Here is a 15,803-nt window from a genome sequence, read left to right as displayed (position 1 = left end):
AACGATATTACAATATACTTATTATGGCCGAGTTTATAAAAATTTACGAAGAAAATCCGAACCCCAAAGAGATAAAAAAAATAGTCGACGTCTTAAAACGTGGCGGATTGATTATTTATCCTACAGATACTGTTTATGGTTTGGGGTGCGATATCACTAATACCAAAGCTTTAGAGCGCATAGCAAGGATTAAAGGTGTGAAGCTGGAGAAGGCTAATTTTTCTTTTATTTGTCACGACTTAAGTAATTTAAGCGATTATGTGAAGCAAATAGATTCGTCTACATTTAAAATATTAAAGCGTGCTTTGCCAGGTCCTTATACTTTTATCCTTCCGGGAGCTAAAACATTACCGGTAGTATTTAAGAAAAAGAAGACTGTTGGTATTCGTGTACCGAATAACAAAATCGCACTAGAGATTGTTAAAGCACTTGGGAACCCAATTGTTTCGACTTCTATTCGAGATGAAGATGAGGTTATTGAATATACCACAGATCCAGAATTAATCTATGAAAAATGGGATAATCTAGTCGATTTAGTTATCGATGGTGGTTACGGAGATAATCAAGCATCTACAGTAATCGATTTCTCAGAGGCTGAGCCTGTAATTGTTAGGGAAGGAAAAGGAAGTTTAGAGATTTTTTAATTGGTTTTTAAACCGTTTTAAATCCGCAATTAGTAATTTTGTATCAAAGAATTTATATGATTAGTCAAGCTCAATTTGAAAAAGAAATAGAAGGAATCATTGCAAATGCTGTTCGAGAAGATGTTGGAGATGGCGACCATAGTTCTTTGGCGTGTATTCCAGAATCGGCGCAAGGGAAAGCAAAGTTATTGGTAAAAGATAATGGCGTTATTGCTGGTGTGGCATTTGCTAAAAAGGTTTTTGAATATGTCGACAAGAATTTAAAAGTTGAAACTTTAATAGAAGATGGTAGCCAAGTAAAATTTGGGGATGTGGTCTTTTATGTAGAGGGTGCTTCTCAATCTATTCTAAAAGCAGAACGTTTGGTTTTAAATGCCATGCAACGTATGAGTGCAATAGCAACCAAGACAAAATCGTATGTGGATTTATTAGAAGGTACAGGAACCAAAATTTTAGATACTAGAAAAACAACTCCCGGAATTCGTGCTTTAGAAAAATGGGCTGTAAAAATTGGAGGTGGCGAAAACCATAGATTTGCGTTGTACGACATGATTATGTTAAAGGATAATCATATCGATTTTGCAGGCGGAATTACAGCTGCAATTACAAAGACTAAGGCGTATTTAAAGACAAATGATAAAGATTTAAAAATTATTGTTGAAGCGCGGAATCTTCAGGAAATTGAAGAGATCCTTCAAAATGGAGGAGTGTATCGCATATTAATAGACAATTTTAATTACGAAGATACCAGAACCGCAGTAAAACTGATAGGAGATTCGTGTCTAACAGAATCTTCAGGAGGTATAAACGAAAAAACACTGCGTAAATATGCCGAGTGTGGTGTGAATTGCATTTCGTCTGGAGCCTTAACACATTCGGTTTATAATATGGATTTAAGCCTGAAAGCGGTTTAACATGACAAAGCATATTGAAGATAAGCTAGCGAACATACCGGTTATAAATTTATTAGTAAAGTTTTTTAAGACCTTAAAACTACCAGGTTTAGAAGGGTTATCAATTTACGATTTATTAGAACTTTATATAACAGGAATAATAAAAGGCGCGTTAACTTCAAGAGCAAGTGCGATAGCTTTTAATTTTTTTATGGCTATTTTTCCTTTCTTATTATTCATTTTAATTCTTATTCCGCATATTCCAATAGAAGGTTTTAAAGCGGAGTTCTTAGATTTCTTAGAATCGTTTTTACCACCAACAACATCGGACTTTTTCTTTAAAAATATTTTTGAAAATATTGATAGTAACGAACGCGGTGGCTTATTGTCTACAGTGTTTTTACTGTCTATCTTCTTAATGGCTAATGGTGTTAGTGCTGTGTTTTCTGCTTTCGAAAGTTCGTATCATATCGAATTATCTAGAAGTATATTACGACAATATTTATACGCTTTAGGGGTGGCGTTAATTCTTGCTTTTTTAGTGGTGATTTCGGTTGCAGGCTTTGGTTTTGTAGAGATTTATATCCTTGGAAGTTTGTTTGAAACCTTAACAGAGCAAGGTGTAGAGATAGGTAATAGTAGTATTATATGGATAAATATCTCTAAATACGTTTTCGGAATAATTATGGTGTATTTGTCTACCGCGACCTTGTATTACTTTGGTACTAGAGAAGGTAAATATAGTCGGTTTCTCTCCGCGGGGGCACTGTTTACGACCATGTTAATTGTATGCGTGTCTTATTTATTTGGAGTGTATATTGAAGAGTTTTCACAGTACAATGAACTTTACGGTTCTATAGGTGCTTTATTGATTTTAATGTTTTATTTGTGGTTAAATTCCAATATCATATTGTTAGGATACGAATTAAATATATCCTTGCGTCAATTAGGTAAAAACTGTTAATTTATGCTTCATTTTATAGATGTTATTCTTCCTATTCCTGTCGAAAATCTGTTTACTTATGTAATTACAGAAGCTGAATCTGATTTTATTAAACCAGGAATGCGGGTGGCGGTACCTTTTGGTAAAACAAAGGTGTATACTGCAATAGTGAAAAGGATACATAACACACCACCGGAAATCTACGAAGCGAAACAAATTCAGCAAATTTTAGATGAATATCCTATCGTAACAGAGACGCAACTGAAGTTGTGGGATTGGATGGCTAACTATTATCTGTGTACGGTTGGAGATGTGATGCGTGCTTCATTGCCAAACGCATTTATTTTAGAAAGCGAAACCTTAATAAGTAAGAATAAAGACAAAGAGATAAATGAAGCCGATTTAAAGGATGATGAGTTCTTGATTTATGAAGCCTTGCAACATCAATCATCTCTGCGTATCCAAGACATTGTAGATATTGTGGATAGAAAACAAGTCTTTCCTGTTATAAAGCGTCTTTTAGAAAAAGAAGCGATAATTATAGAAGAAGAGGTTTTTGAAAAATACAAACCTAAACTGGTAAAGTATGTCAAACTTCAATCAGAACATACCACACAAGAAGGGCTTAAAATATTAATGGAAGACTTAAATCGCGCTCCTAAACAACGCGATGTGGTGATGAGTTTGTTTCAGCTAACCGCTAAGACAAAGAAAGCCATAAAAGTTTCAGAACTGGCAGAAGCCAGTGGTGCTTCAGCAAGTATTATAAAATCATTAATCGATAAATCGGTTTTAGAAGAGTATTTTATTCAAACTGATCGCGTTGAATTTAACGGCGAAGCTTCAGAAGCATCCAAAGCACTAAACCCAGAGCAAACGGAAGCGCTTAGTCAGATAAAAACGTCTTTCGAAACGCATCAGGTTACATTACTTCATGGCGTTACATCTTCAGGGAAAACCGAAGTCTATGTAAAGTTAATAGAAGACGTTTTAAAGACAGGAAAACAAGTCTTGTATTTACTACCTGAAATCGCATTAACCACGCAATTGGTAAATCGATTACAAATATATTTTGGAGAACAAGTGGCGGTTTTTCATTCTAAATATTCTGCTCACGAACGTGTTGAGGTTTGGAATAACGTACTGTATAATTCACCAAAAGCTCAGGTGGTTTTAGGTGCGCGGTCGTCAATATTTTTGCCATTTAAATCTTTAGGATTAATTATAGTAGACGAAGAGCACGAGCAATCTTTTAAGCAATTCGATCCAGCACCACGGTATCATGCAAGGGATACAGCAGTGGTTTTAGCGCATTTTCATGGTGCCAAAACATTGTTAGGTTCGGCAACGCCAAGTTTAGAAAGCTATTTTAATGTGCAGCAAGGAAAATATGGTTTGGTAGAAATTACTAAGCGCTATAATAATGTATTGATGCCGGATATCGAGTTAATCGATGTAAAAGATAAGCAAAAACGAAAGTTGATGAAAGGTCATTTTAGCGATAGAATGATTCAAGTTATGACTGAGACTTTAGAAGAAGGTCATCAGATTATTTTGTTTCAAAACCGACGTGGGTTTTCACCCATAGTAGAATGTAAAACGTGTGGGCATGCACCCGAATGTCCAAATTGTGATGTGAGTTTAACGTATCACAGTTATCGGAATCAGTTACGTTGTCATTATTGTGGATACAATATGGCGATGCCTTTAAAGTGCCAAGCTTGTGGAGATACATCTTTAGATACCAAAGGATTTGGAACCGAGCAAATAGAGGAGGAGGTAAAGTTGTTGTTTCCGAACCATAAAGCGGGACGTATGGATTTAGATACAACGCGTGGGAAATATGGCTATGAGAAAATAATTACGGCCTTTGAGCAACAAGAAATGGATATTTTGGTGGGTACACAAATGCTTACCAAAGGATTGGATTTTAGAAATGTGGCTTTAGTCGGGATTATGAATGCCGATAATTTATTGAATTTTCCAGATTTTAGAGCACACGAACGGAGTTACCAATTACTCTCGCAAGTATCAGGACGTGCTGGAAGAACAGAGAAACAAGGAAAGGTATTGATTCAAACCTATAATCCGTTTCATAATATATTACAGCAAGTCTCGACTAATAATTATGGTGCGATGTATAAGGAGCAAATGGACGAACGCTATAATTTTAAGTATCCGCCCGTGTATCGTTTAATTCGAGTTACGTTAAAGCATAAAGATTTTAACCGCGTAAATATGGCTTCAATTTGGTTAGGTAAGGCATTTAGGCAAGTGTTTGGGGATTATGTGCTTGGTCCTGTAGATCCGCCAGTAGCAAGAATTAGAAATCAGTTTCATAAAAACATTCTAATAAAAATTCCTTCCAAACAATCGTTAGGAGGTACAAAAAAAGCCATTGTTAGAATTAACAATAGCTTTATGAATGTAAAAGAATTTCGATCTGTAAGATTAATCTTAAATGTGGATGCGTATTAAATACTATTTAAAGCTTCAACAAGTTGTGATTTTTTATTTCGGCTTAATGGAATTTCGAAAGTGCCAACTTCAACATTTTTACTATTAAATCTATCAATTTTATCTAGATTAACGATATAGGATTTATGAATTCTAAGAAATTTTCCATTAGGAAGTTCTTGTTCAAAAGCTTTCATGGTAGATAATACAACTAGACTACCTTCTGTAGTTACTAGTTTTACGTAATCGCCAAGTGCTTCAATCCATTTAATATCATTAATATATACTTTACGTTTTTTCAAGTTACTTTTAACAAAGATATGTTCGCCTTCTTCTTCTTTATAATCTAGTTTTAATTTATTTTGCTCTAGCGCTTTTTCAACAGCAACCATAAAACGTTCACGCGTAATCGGTTTCTTTAAATAATCGGTAGCATCGTAATTAAAAGCTTTAAAAGCATATTCTGTTTTACCTGTAACAAAAATAATTTGAGGCTTATTGTTTAATACGTCAAGAAGTTCGAAGCCGTTTAATACAGGCATTTCAATATCTAAAAATATAAGGTCGACTTTGTGAGAGTTTAAACCATTTTTGGTTTCCAGAGCACTGCTGTACTCTGCAATTAAGTTAAGAGCAGGGTGAATTTCTATTAACTTTACAATAGATAATCGCTGAATTGCAGAATCATCTACCACCACACAGTTTAAAGTCATAACAATTAATTTTTCAGTTAGAATATCGACAATAGTACAAATTAACAGGATAAAAAACAAGAAAAATCCGATAAAGTGTATATTTGATGTTAGTTTTAGTACACGTTTTGATGAGAAATAAAAAATGAATATTTTTACCAATGCATTTGTTATATCTAATAATTAAGAGTACATTTGCAGCCATTTTTAACAATAAAAATAGATTTGAATATGAATCATTATGAAGCTGTTTTCATCTTAAATCCCGTTTTATCTGAAACACAGATAAAGGAGACAGTACAGAAATACGAAGACTTTCTTGTTTCTAACGGTGCTAAGATGATATCAAAAGAAGATTGGGGACTAAAAAAATTAGCTTACCCAATTCAAAACAAAAAAAGTGGTTTTTACCATTTATTTGAATTCACTGTTCCTGGAGAAGTAATTACTCCATTAGAGTTGGAATTTAGACGTGACGAGCGTTTTATGCGTTACTTAACTGTAAAATTAGACAAGCACGCTGTGTCTTGGGCTGAAAGAAGAAGAGCTAAACTTAAACAAAAAGCGTAATTATGTCATCTATAGAACAACAAGCAAAAGGAAAAAAAGACGGAGAGATTAGATACTTAACGCCTTTAAATATTGAAACTAATAAGCAAAAGAAATATTGTCGTTTCAAGAAATCTGGAATCAAATATGTGGATTATAAAGACGCAGATTGGTTATTAGGTTTTGTAAACGAGCAAGGTAAAATTTTACCTCGTCGTTTAACTGGAACGTCATTAAAGTATCAAAGAAAAGTGTCTGTAGCTGTAAAAAGAGCACGTCACTTAGCTTTAATGCCTTATGTAGCTGATTTATTAAAATAAAATACCGATAACAATGGAACTTATATTAAAACAAGACGTTGAAAATTTAGGATTTAAAGACGATGTTGTAACAGTTAAGAACGGTTATGGTAGAAACTTTTTAATTCCTCAAGGAAGTGCTATTTTAGCAACACCTTCTTCTAAGAAAGTGTTAGCTGAAAACTTAAAGCAAAGAGCTTTTAAAGAACAAAAAATTGTTGATGAAGCAAATGTAATTGCTGAAGCATTAAAAGCTTTAGACATTAAAATTCCTTCTAAAGTAGGATCTGGAGATAAATTATTCGGATCTGTAAACAATATCGATCTTGCTGAAGCAATCGCTAAAGAAGGTCAGTCAATCGACAAAAAATTCATCACTGTAATTGGTGGAAGTGTTAAACGTTTAGGTAAATACGAAGCCATAGTACGTTTACACCGTGAAGTAACTGTAGATTTCCCTTTTGAAGTAGTAGCTCAAGCTAACTAATTTAAAAGTTATTATAATATTAAAAACCGTTTAGACTTGTTCTAGACGGTTTTTTTAATTCAAAAAAATATGAAATACTTTATCTTTTCAACGATATTATTTTGCTTTCTAAGTTGTAGTGAGGTCACTACTAAAGATTCTAAATTAGTTGAAACTTTTAAAGCTTCTAACACAGAGTTACCACAAATAAGTGTTCATCGCGGTGGGAAAAACTTACTTCATTATCCCGAAAATTGCTTGGAAACACTGCAATATGTTAGTGATAGTATTTTTGCGATTTACGAGATTGATGTGGCTCAAACAAAAGATGGTAAGCTCGTTTTAATGCATGACAATGCAATAGATAGAACGTCTACAGGTACTGGCTTGGTAAAAGATTTATCGTATAAAGAATTGACTGCGTTTAATTTGGTAGATGACTATGGTAATGAAACCGTTTTTAAAATACCTTTATTTAAAGATGTTTTAAAATGGGCTAAAGCAAATAATGTAATACTTACTATAGATATAAAACGGAGTGTTAGCCAAAACGTCGTAATTGATGCTATTCGAGATGTGAAGGCAGAAGACGTAAGTGTTGTTATTACTTACGATGTGGAGCAGGCAACTACAGCCTATGCTTTGGCTCCAGAATTATTATTATCTGTTTCAGCTAGAAACGAAGAAGAATTTAAGCGCTTATTAGACGCTAAAATTCCAACAAAAAATATGCTTGCTTTTACAGGTACGCGATTATCCAATGCCTCACTTTTCGAGAAATTACATGCAGAAGATATTGTGTGTATGTTGGGGACCTTAGGAAACTTAGATAAACAAGCAGCAGTAAAAGGAGAAGAAAGTTATGTTCGCTGGAAAGCATTGGGTGTAGATATCTTTGCTACAGACAGACCTTTCGCAGTTTATAATGCTATAAAATAAAAAATAATGAAATACGCTAGACTAACAAAAGAACAGTTTGAAGAATTACAACAAGAATTTATTAATTTCTTAGCTACGCAAACTATCGATGCAAGCGAGTGGAAAACCATTAAAGAGACAAAACCAGAAGTTGCAGAACAGGAATTAGATGTATTTAGTGACTTGGTTTGGGAAGGAGTTTTAAGTAAAGTTAAATTTCTTGAACATATTAATGGGCAACACATGCACTTATTTGCTTTAGGTGAAACCAACATGCATTTGGTGGCTATTAAGCTAACAAACGATAAAGATTTAGCAACTAAAGAAGGTTTTGCATGGTTACGCGATAATTTAATGCATGACAATGTAGAGTTTCTACAAGCAAATAAAACCTATTCGGAAGATAAAAACCTTGATATTTTTAAGTTAATTCAGCAAGGTGCGAATATTACGAAAGGTGATTTATATACGTATTTTAATAATTTGGTTAACGCAAATTAATAATGCGTTGCTATTCATAACGTAAGGATTCTATAGGATCTAATTTTGCAGCTTTAGATGCAGGATATGAACCAGAAATAATTGCGACAAAGAAAGTAATTAGACTTGCCCAAATCATTGCAGACCACGGCATACTGAATTGAAAATCGACTACCGATGCAAATCCAAAGCCGAGTAAAATTCCGAGAATCATTCCCAGTATGCCTCCAAGCTGACCAATAATAATCGTTTCAATAAAAAACTGGAAAGCAATAGTACCTTGTTTTGCGCCTAAAGCTTTACGAACTCCGATTTCTCGAGTACGCTCGCTTACAGAAACCAGCATGATGTTCATTAGGGCTATAGAGGAGCCTAAAATTGTAATGATGCTAATAATCCAAGCGGCTGTAGATAAAATGCCTGTAATGGCTCCAATACGATTAATTAAATCGTCACTGCGTTCCATACCGAAATTATTATCTTCTACAGGAGTTAAGCCACGTATGTTTCTAAAAGATATTATGGCATCATCTTGGGCTTGTTGTAAGAGTTCTTTCTTTTCAACCATAACACTTAATGCGTAGTTTATATTTGCATTTGTAAAAATAGAACGTGCTTTTTGTAAAGGCATAATGACTCTTAAATCCTGATTGTTTCCAAATGTGGATCCTTTCGATTCTAAAGCACCAATAACCTTAAATTTAAAACCTCTTACAGTTATTGTTTTATCTATAGGATCTTCGTCTTTAAATAACGCCTTCACTAAATCGCTACCAATTATACAGACATTGGAATTATTGTCGACTTCCAAAGCATTAAATTCACGGCCGCGATCCACTTTTAGTCCAGAATTCTGAATAAAATTTTCATTTGATCCGATAACGGTCACTTCCGGATCTGTTTTTTCATTTTCATATTTAACTTCTGCCATTGAAGTTCCTGTAAATGAAACAGATGTTTTTGTAAATGGATAAGTGAATTGGTTTTCAAAATCACGAATATTTTGATAACTAATTATCGGATTTATCTTTTGGCGTTTACCGCGTTGGCGTTGTGCTGTAAACTCATAGCGCTGAATATTGAAGGTGTTGGCTCCCATAGAAGAGAAGTCGCTAGAAATTGTGGTCTCTAAAGCAGATACCGCACTTAAAATCCCTACTAAAGCCGTAATTCCTATGGCAATAATAAGTATCGTTAGAATGGTACGCAGTAGCTGACCTTTTATAGAATCGAAAGCAATTCTAATATTTTCTCGAACAAGTGAAAACATGAAAATGGTGTTATTGGTTGAGTCTTTTAATGTAAGACTATTAAAACGGAATAAAGTTACTATAAAATCGAATTATCTTATTAAGTCACATCAAAAATTTAGATATTTGTGCTCAAATTTAAAATACTAATGGCACAAAAACCAAGCATTCCAAAAGGAACTCGAGATTTTAATCCGGAGCAAGTTGCAAAACGACAATATATATTTAAAACGATTCAGCAGGTTTTTGAAACTTACGGTTTTCAACCTATTGAAACTCCGAGTTTTGAGAATTCTGAAACTTTAATGGGTAAATATGGAGATGAAGGTGATCGCTTGATTTTTAAAATTTTGAACTCTGGAGATTATTTGAACAAGGTAAACGATGCATTGTATTCGGAAAAAAATTCTACTAAAATCACATCTAGTATTTCAGAAAAAGCGTTACGATATGATTTAACTGTGCCTTTTGCACGGTATGTCGTACAACACCAAAACGAAATAGAGTTTCCGTTTAAGCGTTACCAAATGCAACCAGTTTGGAGAGCCGATCGCCCTCAAAAAGGACGTTTTAGAGAATTTAATCAGTGTGATGCCGATGTTGTTGGATCTAAATCCCTTTGGCAAGAAGTAGAATTTGTGCAATTATATGATGCTGTTTTTTCTGCTTTAAACCTAGATGGAGTTACTATTAAAATTAATAATCGTAAAATCTTAGCTGGAATAGCCGAAGTTATCGGAGCACAAGATAAACTTATCGATTTTACGGTTGCTTTAGATAAATTAGATAAGATAGGAGAGGAGAAGGTCAAAGAAGAAATGTTAGGAAAAGGAATTCCGCAAAGTGGAATCGATAAATTGCAACCTCTTTTTACATTATCAGGAACTTTCGAGGCTCAAATACAAAGTTTAAAACAGATTTTAAGTACGTCTGAAGAAGGCTTAAAAGGCGTAGAAGAATTAGAGTTTATAAACACAGGAATTGACACTTTAGGTTTAAAAACGGCGACATTACAATTAGATGTTACCTTAGCAAGAGGGTTAAATTATTATACAGGAGCTATTTTTGAAGTGGCAGCACCAAAATCTGTACAGATGGGATCTATCGGTGGAGGTGGTCGTTACGACGATTTAACTGGAATATTTGGTCTTAAAGACGTAAGTGGTGTAGGTATTAGTTTTGGATTAGATCGTATTTATTTAGTTCTAGAAGAATTAGAGTTATTCCCTGAAGCGGTTAACAAAAACGTGAAAGTCCTTTTTATTAATTTTGGAGATCGTGAAGCACTATATAGTTTACAGGCTATACAAAAATTAAGAGCAGCAGGAGTTAATGCTGAACTATATCCAGATACTGCTAAAATGAAGAAGCAGATGAATCATGCAAATAAACGTGCGATTCCGTATGTGGTACTAGTAGGAGAGGAAGAAGTAAAGTCTGAAGTTTTTACTTTAAAAAATATGAAAGACGGCGAACAAACTAAAGTAGACTTTAAAACTTTATTAGAAGATGTTACATCTTAAGTAAAAAGTTTCGTTATACTAAAAAGTCTCGATTTAAATCGAGACTTTTTTAGTTAAAGTGTGTATTATTTTCATTTTTTTTCATCAAATTACGGTTTTCAGTAAAATATAAACAATTAACCGCTTATCTTTGTAATAGCTATTAGTTGAAGTAGTTAATACTACTTAGATTAACAAAGAGGTTGTTTGGGAGGGCAACCTCTTTACTTTTTTTATAAAGTAGTGGGTTTTTATTCTAAAGTTTTTAAAGCGTCAATAATATCTGCAGGCTCAGCGCGCTTACGATAATCTACCTCTAAAAAAGCGTAATTAATTTCACCATTCTGATTTATAATATAGGTTGCTGCTAATGGTAATTCATTACTCTCATCACCATTAAACCCATGTAAATTAAATCCATCTTGATATCTGTTAGCCACAGCAGCTGTAAGTTTAAAAATAATGCCATAGGCTTTACCAACTTGGTTTCCTACATCACTTAAAACTTCGAATTTCAGGTCGTTTTTCTCTGTTGTATTCAAAGAGTTATCGGGTAATTCTGGGGAGAGCGCTAATAGATTTGCACCTTCTGCTTGAATATTACCTAGCTCTTGTTGTAAACGTTGTAAAGTCAAATTGCAATAGGGACACCAACCACCGCGATACCAAGTTAAAACTACAGGTCCCTTTTTTAGATACTCACTTAAAGTAACGTCATTACCAATAGCATTTTTAAGGGTAAACTCAGGAGCTTGATCGCCTACTTGCTTGGCTTTTTTAATGACACCACTTTTTTCTACAGCTTCTAAGCCTTCAGCATAGTCTTGTTTTTTATCTACGGGAGCATGGGCCTCAAAATCATCTTTTTTGGCATCTAATTGACTTTTTAGTGTAGGTTCTGTGATTTCTGACATGTGTATTGTGTTTTAACTGATTTAATTCTAATTAAAAAATAGAATCTCTGGTAGATTACAAAGATTACCTAATGTAACCTGACGGAGACAACATCTGTTTTTTAATGCTAAGTTTTTTGTCGGACTGATAATGAAGACATAACAAAAAAGACCTAGTATATATTGGAATTAGTATAAAACGGAGGTGTTTTTAAAAGGAAATACAATGTCTTACAAACAAGATGTCTGTAATCACATTAAGGTAAAAAGATTTTAGTAGTATAAACATTTGCTATTAAAATAGCATTTACAGAACATCCATATCTAAATGAAAATGTACAGTTACAACATCTTCTATTTTTATTAAACCTAACATTTTTTTAGGATTTTCTAAATCAAAATCTCTAATGTTTAGTCTGATCTTACCATTAATTTTAAGAGAATGATCTCGGGAAACAGATATTGGAATTTGATATGTTTTTGTAACTCCAGCTATTATGAAATCTACATGTGCTGTTATCTTTTTAGGCTCCGTTTTAGAGCGTATAACTTCTTTTAAACGAATGGCAATTTGGGGATGAGTATCTGATTTTAAAAGATTATTAAAATCTTTGTTTATTATTCTCTTTCCGCAGTCAAATTCTTGATTATCTAAAATTAATAATGCATTTTCAAATGTAGCTTCATTATTTGTGGCTGTATATGAAATAGCAATTTGATCCTTTAGGGTTACTGTATTAAACTTACATGCAAAATTAGTGATATTAGTTATCCCTTGTATAGTGAGTTTACTACTTGGTTTAATTACAATTTCTGCTTCGGTTTTAACTGGACTTCCTGAAAACGATACTGCTAGAAGTACAGATAAGGCGATGGCTAGCTTTTTTAGTATCATAAATTAATGTCTATTATGTAGTTATTGATTTAGAATAGCTTTAAAATATAGTTATTTTATTTCATTTTTAATCCAGAAGTCTGTTTCTCTATAAAAGTTGGAATTTATTTCTGAATTCTTAAATTTAATAACGTATAATTATTTACTGTTCCTTTAAAGGGCTCGGTTTAACGAAAAGATTAAAACTACTCTGTATTACACTTATAAAGAATCTTGAAAGTATATTCGGGTTGTAGAATGTGAAAAAAAAATCCCTACCGAATGTGGTAAGGATTTTTATTTTAGTTTGAGTGTAATAATGACTTTTTAATACTCTTTTTTAAGATTTATAAGTTTGTAATTTATAAATGACACACTTAAAAAAGATGCTAATCAGTCTGGTTTAAATCCTTTATATATTTCTAATATTAGAAACTAATTACAGCTTCGAACATGAATCCGTCAAATTGAGCATCGTCGTAAAGACCTGTTCCTCCATCGTAAGATTGGTTTACATATTCAACTTTAGCTAAGATGTTTTTAGTCATGAACCAACCAGCACTTGCTTGAAATCTAGTGATATCCATATCTTCAGTTCCGTCGTACTCAGAGTTCACTACATTGTAACGACCACCTACGTAAAAGTTTTCAGTTTGACCAAATCTGTAGATTAATTCACCTGCATATTGTTGTGTTTTTCCATCTAAAGCTACAGTTGTTTCTGTTGCATTTGTACTACCTGAGTTCATTTCAATCGTTCCGAAAAATTCTAAACCTTTATACTTTACAAATGGGTTTATCATTACAGCTGTAATGCTGTTTTTAAAACTTGGAGCAAAACGACCTGATCTAAAGTTGTCTGAAGCTGCACCTTCTGCTTGTAGTACGTTGTAGTAACGAGACCCTGCTCTATCTGCATTATATAAGTATAAGCTTGGTATAAAACCTGAGTTGTATAAAGATGCAGTTAAACGTACTCTTAAATCGCTGTTTAATTGTTTGTCGTAACCTAATTTTGCTAAGAAAGATGCGCCTCCAGATTTACCATTCTCATTTTCTATAACAGATTGGTTTAATTTACCATTTGTTGCACCTATCATACTAATAAATCCGTTTCTTTGGTAGTATAATTCTGCACCAATTTCAGTAGTAAAAGAATCCATGATTAAGTTTCCTACAAATGGGTTGTAAATAGCTTGTGCGTTATCTGTTCTTCTAAAGTGGGCATCACCATAGTTGTTCTCCATTTGTCCGATTCTAATAGTCGTGTATTTCATAACATCGTCTAAAAAACCTTCTTGTATAAAGTCTAATGCATCAACTTGAAAGAAACCTCCTTTTACATAAGGTTCGTGGTGGTGACGAGAAGATAAATATGTTCTTAAGTGCATTCTTACACCAGGAGCTAATGCAACATCTAAATCTAAGTTTGCAGTAGGTAGGTTAAAGTTAGAAGTTAGTCCGTCTAAAGGTGCAGCGCCAGAATTTTCATGATCTAAACCTTGAAATTGTAGAGCAAAAGATCCTCCCATTTTTACTTTAATATTTTCGAAAGAAGAAATTGTATCTTTAGGGTCTTCAAAAACATTTACACCGCGTTGATCTGCTTGTCTGTAATTGTCAATATTTCTGTTGTTTTGCGCGTATACGTTAGCACTTGTAGCGATTGCTATTACGGCAATAACTAATGAGTTTATATAGTTTTTCATTGTAATTATCTTTTTGATTATTTTTTTTATTGGAATACAGTGTTGAATTCAATTTTTAATTCATCACCAGTTGTTATTGTACCAAACATGGCTGTTGGAGGATCAATTTTAAATTGTGTCATTTTAAAAGTATAAGATCCTGCTAATTTTGCTTTACTGTCGGTAAGTGTTAACGTGAAGTTTAATTGTATAGCATTTTTTGTTCCTGCAATGGTTAAATCTCCAGTCGATTTTACAGTATAAACACCACTACCACTAGGTGTAATAGAGTTTATTTTTGTTAATTTAAAATCGATGCTCTCAAACTTATTAGTATTTAAAGCTTTGTACGCGTTTTTGTCCATTCCAGACTTTCCGCTTTTTAGGCTTTCTGCAATTACTTTAAAGTTTAAAGCGCTAATTGAAGCTGTTTCGCTTGCATTTTCTACAGTTATAGAACCGCTTTGTTTTTCTGCTACTACTTCCCAATCATGTAGGCTTGAAGTTCCAAATACACTTAATTTAGAGTTGTCGTTGTTTAAATTAAACGTTTGTGAAAACGCCGTTAACGAGCCCAATAAAGTGACTAGAATAATTAATGATTGAGAAATTTTTAAGGGATGATTTTCAGTTTTCATGTTTTAAAAATTTGATTATTAATTGATGTCGATATGTCGTTTGATTTATTCTTTTGTCATATGAATGTTAATTTAGTTTCTAAATTTTTTTTAACAATTTTGAGGATTTTCAGTTTTATAAGATTAACATAAAACGATGTTAATTTTCGATTGTTACCTATTTTGTAAACCTGTTTCCACCTCTCAATTAAATTATTTGCACGTGTGTTATTTAATTATAATGCGAATTTCGTATTAATGCATTGAATAAAACATGATTAAAATCATGTTTTACATAAAAGTGGGCATTCTTTAGTAAATCCATGAATTTTAACATAAATAGTATGTTTATCCTGTTGAAATGTTAAAAAACATCGAATATCATAGCGGTAATTAACACGATTAAAATGTGTATTTAAGAGTTTTTGACTTTTAAGCATTTTATAATCACCTAGTTGGTGACACGTATTTTAAATTGAAAGGAGCGGTTTGGTATAGTGTCGAATTGATAATTTGCTAATTGAGATTTTAAAGATTGATAGGTGTTTTTATGCTTATTACACTCAATAGAGAGATGATTGCCGGAGTAAATCGCAGTATCGACAACAGAACTGCTAGAAACTACTATAAGTTATATG

The 15,803-nt window shown here is 33.1% G+C and carries 16 protein-coding genes; 10 read left to right on the top strand and 6 right to left on the bottom strand.

Annotated elements, in window-relative coordinates; all coding sequences use genetic code 11:
* Positions 1-23 precede the first annotated feature (23 nt).
* The 4 genes from ACFFVB_RS05615 to priA are packed head-to-tail and all read left to right on the top strand — an operon-like array spanning position 24 to position 4,958.
* Positions 24-644: an L-threonylcarbamoyladenylate synthase gene (locus ACFFVB_RS05615; protein WP_382381734.1), complete on the top strand. Its 621-nt coding sequence runs from the start codon at positions 24-26 to the stop codon at positions 642-644.
* 56 nt (positions 645-700) lie between these two features.
* A complete protein-coding gene (nadC, locus tag ACFFVB_RS05610) occupies positions 701-1,558 on the top strand; it encodes a carboxylating nicotinate-nucleotide diphosphorylase (protein ID WP_382381733.1) in 858 nt (285 codons plus the stop codon).
* A 1-nt stretch (position 1,559) separates the two neighbouring features.
* Positions 1,560-2,501, top strand: coding sequence for a YihY/virulence factor BrkB family protein (locus tag ACFFVB_RS05605; protein ID WP_382381732.1), 942 nt, complete (start codon positions 1,560-1,562; stop codon positions 2,499-2,501).
* A 3-nt stretch (positions 2,502-2,504) separates the two neighbouring features.
* Positions 2,505-4,958, top strand: a complete 2,454-nt coding sequence (priA, locus tag ACFFVB_RS05600; protein WP_382381731.1) for a replication restart helicase PriA — start codon at positions 2,505-2,507, stop codon at positions 4,956-4,958.
* Here the strand turns inward: priA and ACFFVB_RS05595 are convergent.
* Complete coding sequence (locus ACFFVB_RS05595; protein WP_382381730.1) at positions 4,955-5,650, bottom strand: LytR/AlgR family response regulator transcription factor; 696 nt, start codon at positions 5,648-5,650, stop codon at positions 4,955-4,957. The genes priA and ACFFVB_RS05595 overlap by 4 nt on opposite strands.
* A gap of 210 nt (positions 5,651-5,860) precedes the next feature.
* Here ACFFVB_RS05595 and rpsF point away from each other — a divergent pair, with 210 nt between their 5' ends.
* The 5 genes from rpsF (at position 5,861) to ACFFVB_RS05570 (ending at position 8,362) form a co-directional block, all read left to right on the top strand.
* Positions 5,861-6,199 carry a 30S ribosomal protein S6 gene (rpsF, locus tag ACFFVB_RS05590; RefSeq protein WP_318500767.1) on the top strand — a complete coding sequence of 113 codons (339 nt, stop codon included), beginning with the start codon at positions 5,861-5,863 and terminating at the stop codon, positions 6,197-6,199.
* Between the two features lie 2 nt (positions 6,200-6,201).
* On the top strand, positions 6,202-6,498 hold the full coding sequence (gene rpsR / locus ACFFVB_RS05585; protein WP_382381729.1) for a 30S ribosomal protein S18: 297 nt from the start codon (positions 6,202-6,204) through the stop codon (positions 6,496-6,498).
* Between the two features lie 13 nt (positions 6,499-6,511).
* Positions 6,512-6,964, top strand: coding sequence for a 50S ribosomal protein L9 (gene rplI / locus ACFFVB_RS05580; RefSeq protein WP_382381728.1), 453 nt, complete (start codon positions 6,512-6,514; stop codon positions 6,962-6,964).
* 69 nt (positions 6,965-7,033) lie between these two features.
* On the top strand, positions 7,034-7,882 hold the full coding sequence (locus ACFFVB_RS05575) for a glycerophosphodiester phosphodiesterase family protein (protein WP_382381727.1): 849 nt from the start codon (positions 7,034-7,036) through the stop codon (positions 7,880-7,882).
* A 6-nt stretch (positions 7,883-7,888) separates the two neighbouring features.
* Entirely contained in the window at positions 7,889-8,362 is a 474-nt protein-coding gene (locus ACFFVB_RS05570; protein ID WP_382381726.1) for a DUF6495 family protein, read from the top strand.
* Positions 8,363-8,372: 10 nt separating this feature from the next.
* Here ACFFVB_RS05570 and ACFFVB_RS05565 read toward each other — a convergent pair whose 3' ends face one another.
* Positions 8,373-9,611 (bottom strand): ABC transporter permease, encoded by a 1,239-nt coding sequence (locus ACFFVB_RS05565; RefSeq protein ID WP_382381725.1) that lies wholly within the window; start codon positions 9,609-9,611, stop codon positions 8,373-8,375.
* 129 nt (positions 9,612-9,740) lie between these two features.
* On the opposite strand from ACFFVB_RS05565, the gene hisS reads away from it, so the two are divergent.
* Positions 9,741-11,114 carry a histidine--tRNA ligase gene (gene hisS / locus ACFFVB_RS05560; RefSeq protein ID WP_382381724.1) on the top strand — a complete coding sequence of 458 codons (1,374 nt, stop codon included), beginning with the start codon at positions 9,741-9,743 and terminating at the stop codon, positions 11,112-11,114.
* A gap of 230 nt (positions 11,115-11,344) precedes the next feature.
* On the opposite strand, the gene ACFFVB_RS05555 is transcribed toward hisS, so the two are convergent.
* From ACFFVB_RS05555 to ACFFVB_RS05540, 4 genes are all read right to left on the bottom strand, one after another.
* Complete coding sequence (locus ACFFVB_RS05555) at positions 11,345-12,007, bottom strand: peroxiredoxin-like family protein (protein WP_382381723.1); 663 nt, start codon at positions 12,005-12,007, stop codon at positions 11,345-11,347.
* A gap of 286 nt (positions 12,008-12,293) precedes the next feature.
* Positions 12,294-12,881 (bottom strand): YceI family protein, encoded by a 588-nt coding sequence (locus ACFFVB_RS05550; protein WP_382381722.1) that lies wholly within the window; start codon positions 12,879-12,881, stop codon positions 12,294-12,296.
* Positions 12,882-13,288: 407 nt separating this feature from the next.
* Positions 13,289-14,569, bottom strand: a complete 1,281-nt coding sequence (locus tag ACFFVB_RS05545) for a hypothetical protein (protein ID WP_382381721.1) — start codon at positions 14,567-14,569, stop codon at positions 13,289-13,291.
* A 26-nt stretch (positions 14,570-14,595) separates the two neighbouring features.
* Positions 14,596-15,186, bottom strand: coding sequence for a YceI family protein (locus ACFFVB_RS05540; RefSeq protein ID WP_382381720.1), 591 nt, complete (start codon positions 15,184-15,186; stop codon positions 14,596-14,598).
* Positions 15,187-15,803: the final 617 nt, after the last annotated feature.

The organism is Formosa undariae (genome assembly GCF_042427615.1).
GTDB classification, from domain to species: Bacteria; Bacteroidota; Bacteroidia; order Flavobacteriales; family Flavobacteriaceae; genus Formosa; species Formosa undariae.
Note: the sequence above shows the minus strand (reverse complement) of the source record. Positions and strands in the feature narration are given on the sequence as shown.

Excerpts from the sequence above, each read along its gene's own strand:
- ACFFVB_RS05615 (WP_382381734.1), top strand. The coding sequence starts at position 24 with ATGGCCGAGTTTATAAAAATTTACGAAGAAAATCCGAACCCCAAAGAG.
- nadC (WP_382381733.1), top strand. The coding sequence starts at position 701 with ATGATTAGTCAAGCTCAATTTGAAAAAGAAATAGAAGGAATCATTGCA.
- ACFFVB_RS05605 (WP_382381732.1), top strand. The coding sequence starts at position 1,560 with ATGACAAAGCATATTGAAGATAAGCTAGCGAACATACCGGTTATAAAT.
- priA (WP_382381731.1), top strand. The coding sequence starts at position 2,505 with ATGCTTCATTTTATAGATGTTATTCTTCCTATTCCTGTCGAAAATCTG.
- ACFFVB_RS05595 (WP_382381730.1), bottom strand. The coding sequence starts at position 5,650 with ATGACTTTAAACTGTGTGGTGGTAGATGATTCTGCAATTCAGCGATTA.
- rpsF (WP_318500767.1), top strand. The coding sequence starts at position 5,861 with ATGAATCATTATGAAGCTGTTTTCATCTTAAATCCCGTTTTATCTGAA.
- rpsR (WP_382381729.1), top strand. The coding sequence starts at position 6,202 with ATGTCATCTATAGAACAACAAGCAAAAGGAAAAAAAGACGGAGAGATT.
- rplI (WP_382381728.1), top strand. The coding sequence starts at position 6,512 with ATGGAACTTATATTAAAACAAGACGTTGAAAATTTAGGATTTAAAGAC.
- ACFFVB_RS05575 (WP_382381727.1), top strand. The coding sequence starts at position 7,034 with ATGAAATACTTTATCTTTTCAACGATATTATTTTGCTTTCTAAGTTGT.
- ACFFVB_RS05570 (WP_382381726.1), top strand. The coding sequence starts at position 7,889 with ATGAAATACGCTAGACTAACAAAAGAACAGTTTGAAGAATTACAACAA.
- ACFFVB_RS05565 (WP_382381725.1), bottom strand. The coding sequence starts at position 9,611 with ATGTTTTCACTTGTTCGAGAAAATATTAGAATTGCTTTCGATTCTATA.
- hisS (WP_382381724.1), top strand. The coding sequence starts at position 9,741 with ATGGCACAAAAACCAAGCATTCCAAAAGGAACTCGAGATTTTAATCCG.
- ACFFVB_RS05555 (WP_382381723.1), bottom strand. The coding sequence starts at position 12,007 with ATGTCAGAAATCACAGAACCTACACTAAAAAGTCAATTAGATGCCAAA.
- ACFFVB_RS05550 (WP_382381722.1), bottom strand. The coding sequence starts at position 12,881 with ATGATACTAAAAAAGCTAGCCATCGCCTTATCTGTACTTCTAGCAGTA.
- ACFFVB_RS05545 (WP_382381721.1), bottom strand. The coding sequence starts at position 14,569 with ATGAAAAACTATATAAACTCATTAGTTATTGCCGTAATAGCAATCGCT.
- ACFFVB_RS05540 (WP_382381720.1), bottom strand. The coding sequence starts at position 15,186 with ATGAAAACTGAAAATCATCCCTTAAAAATTTCTCAATCATTAATTATT.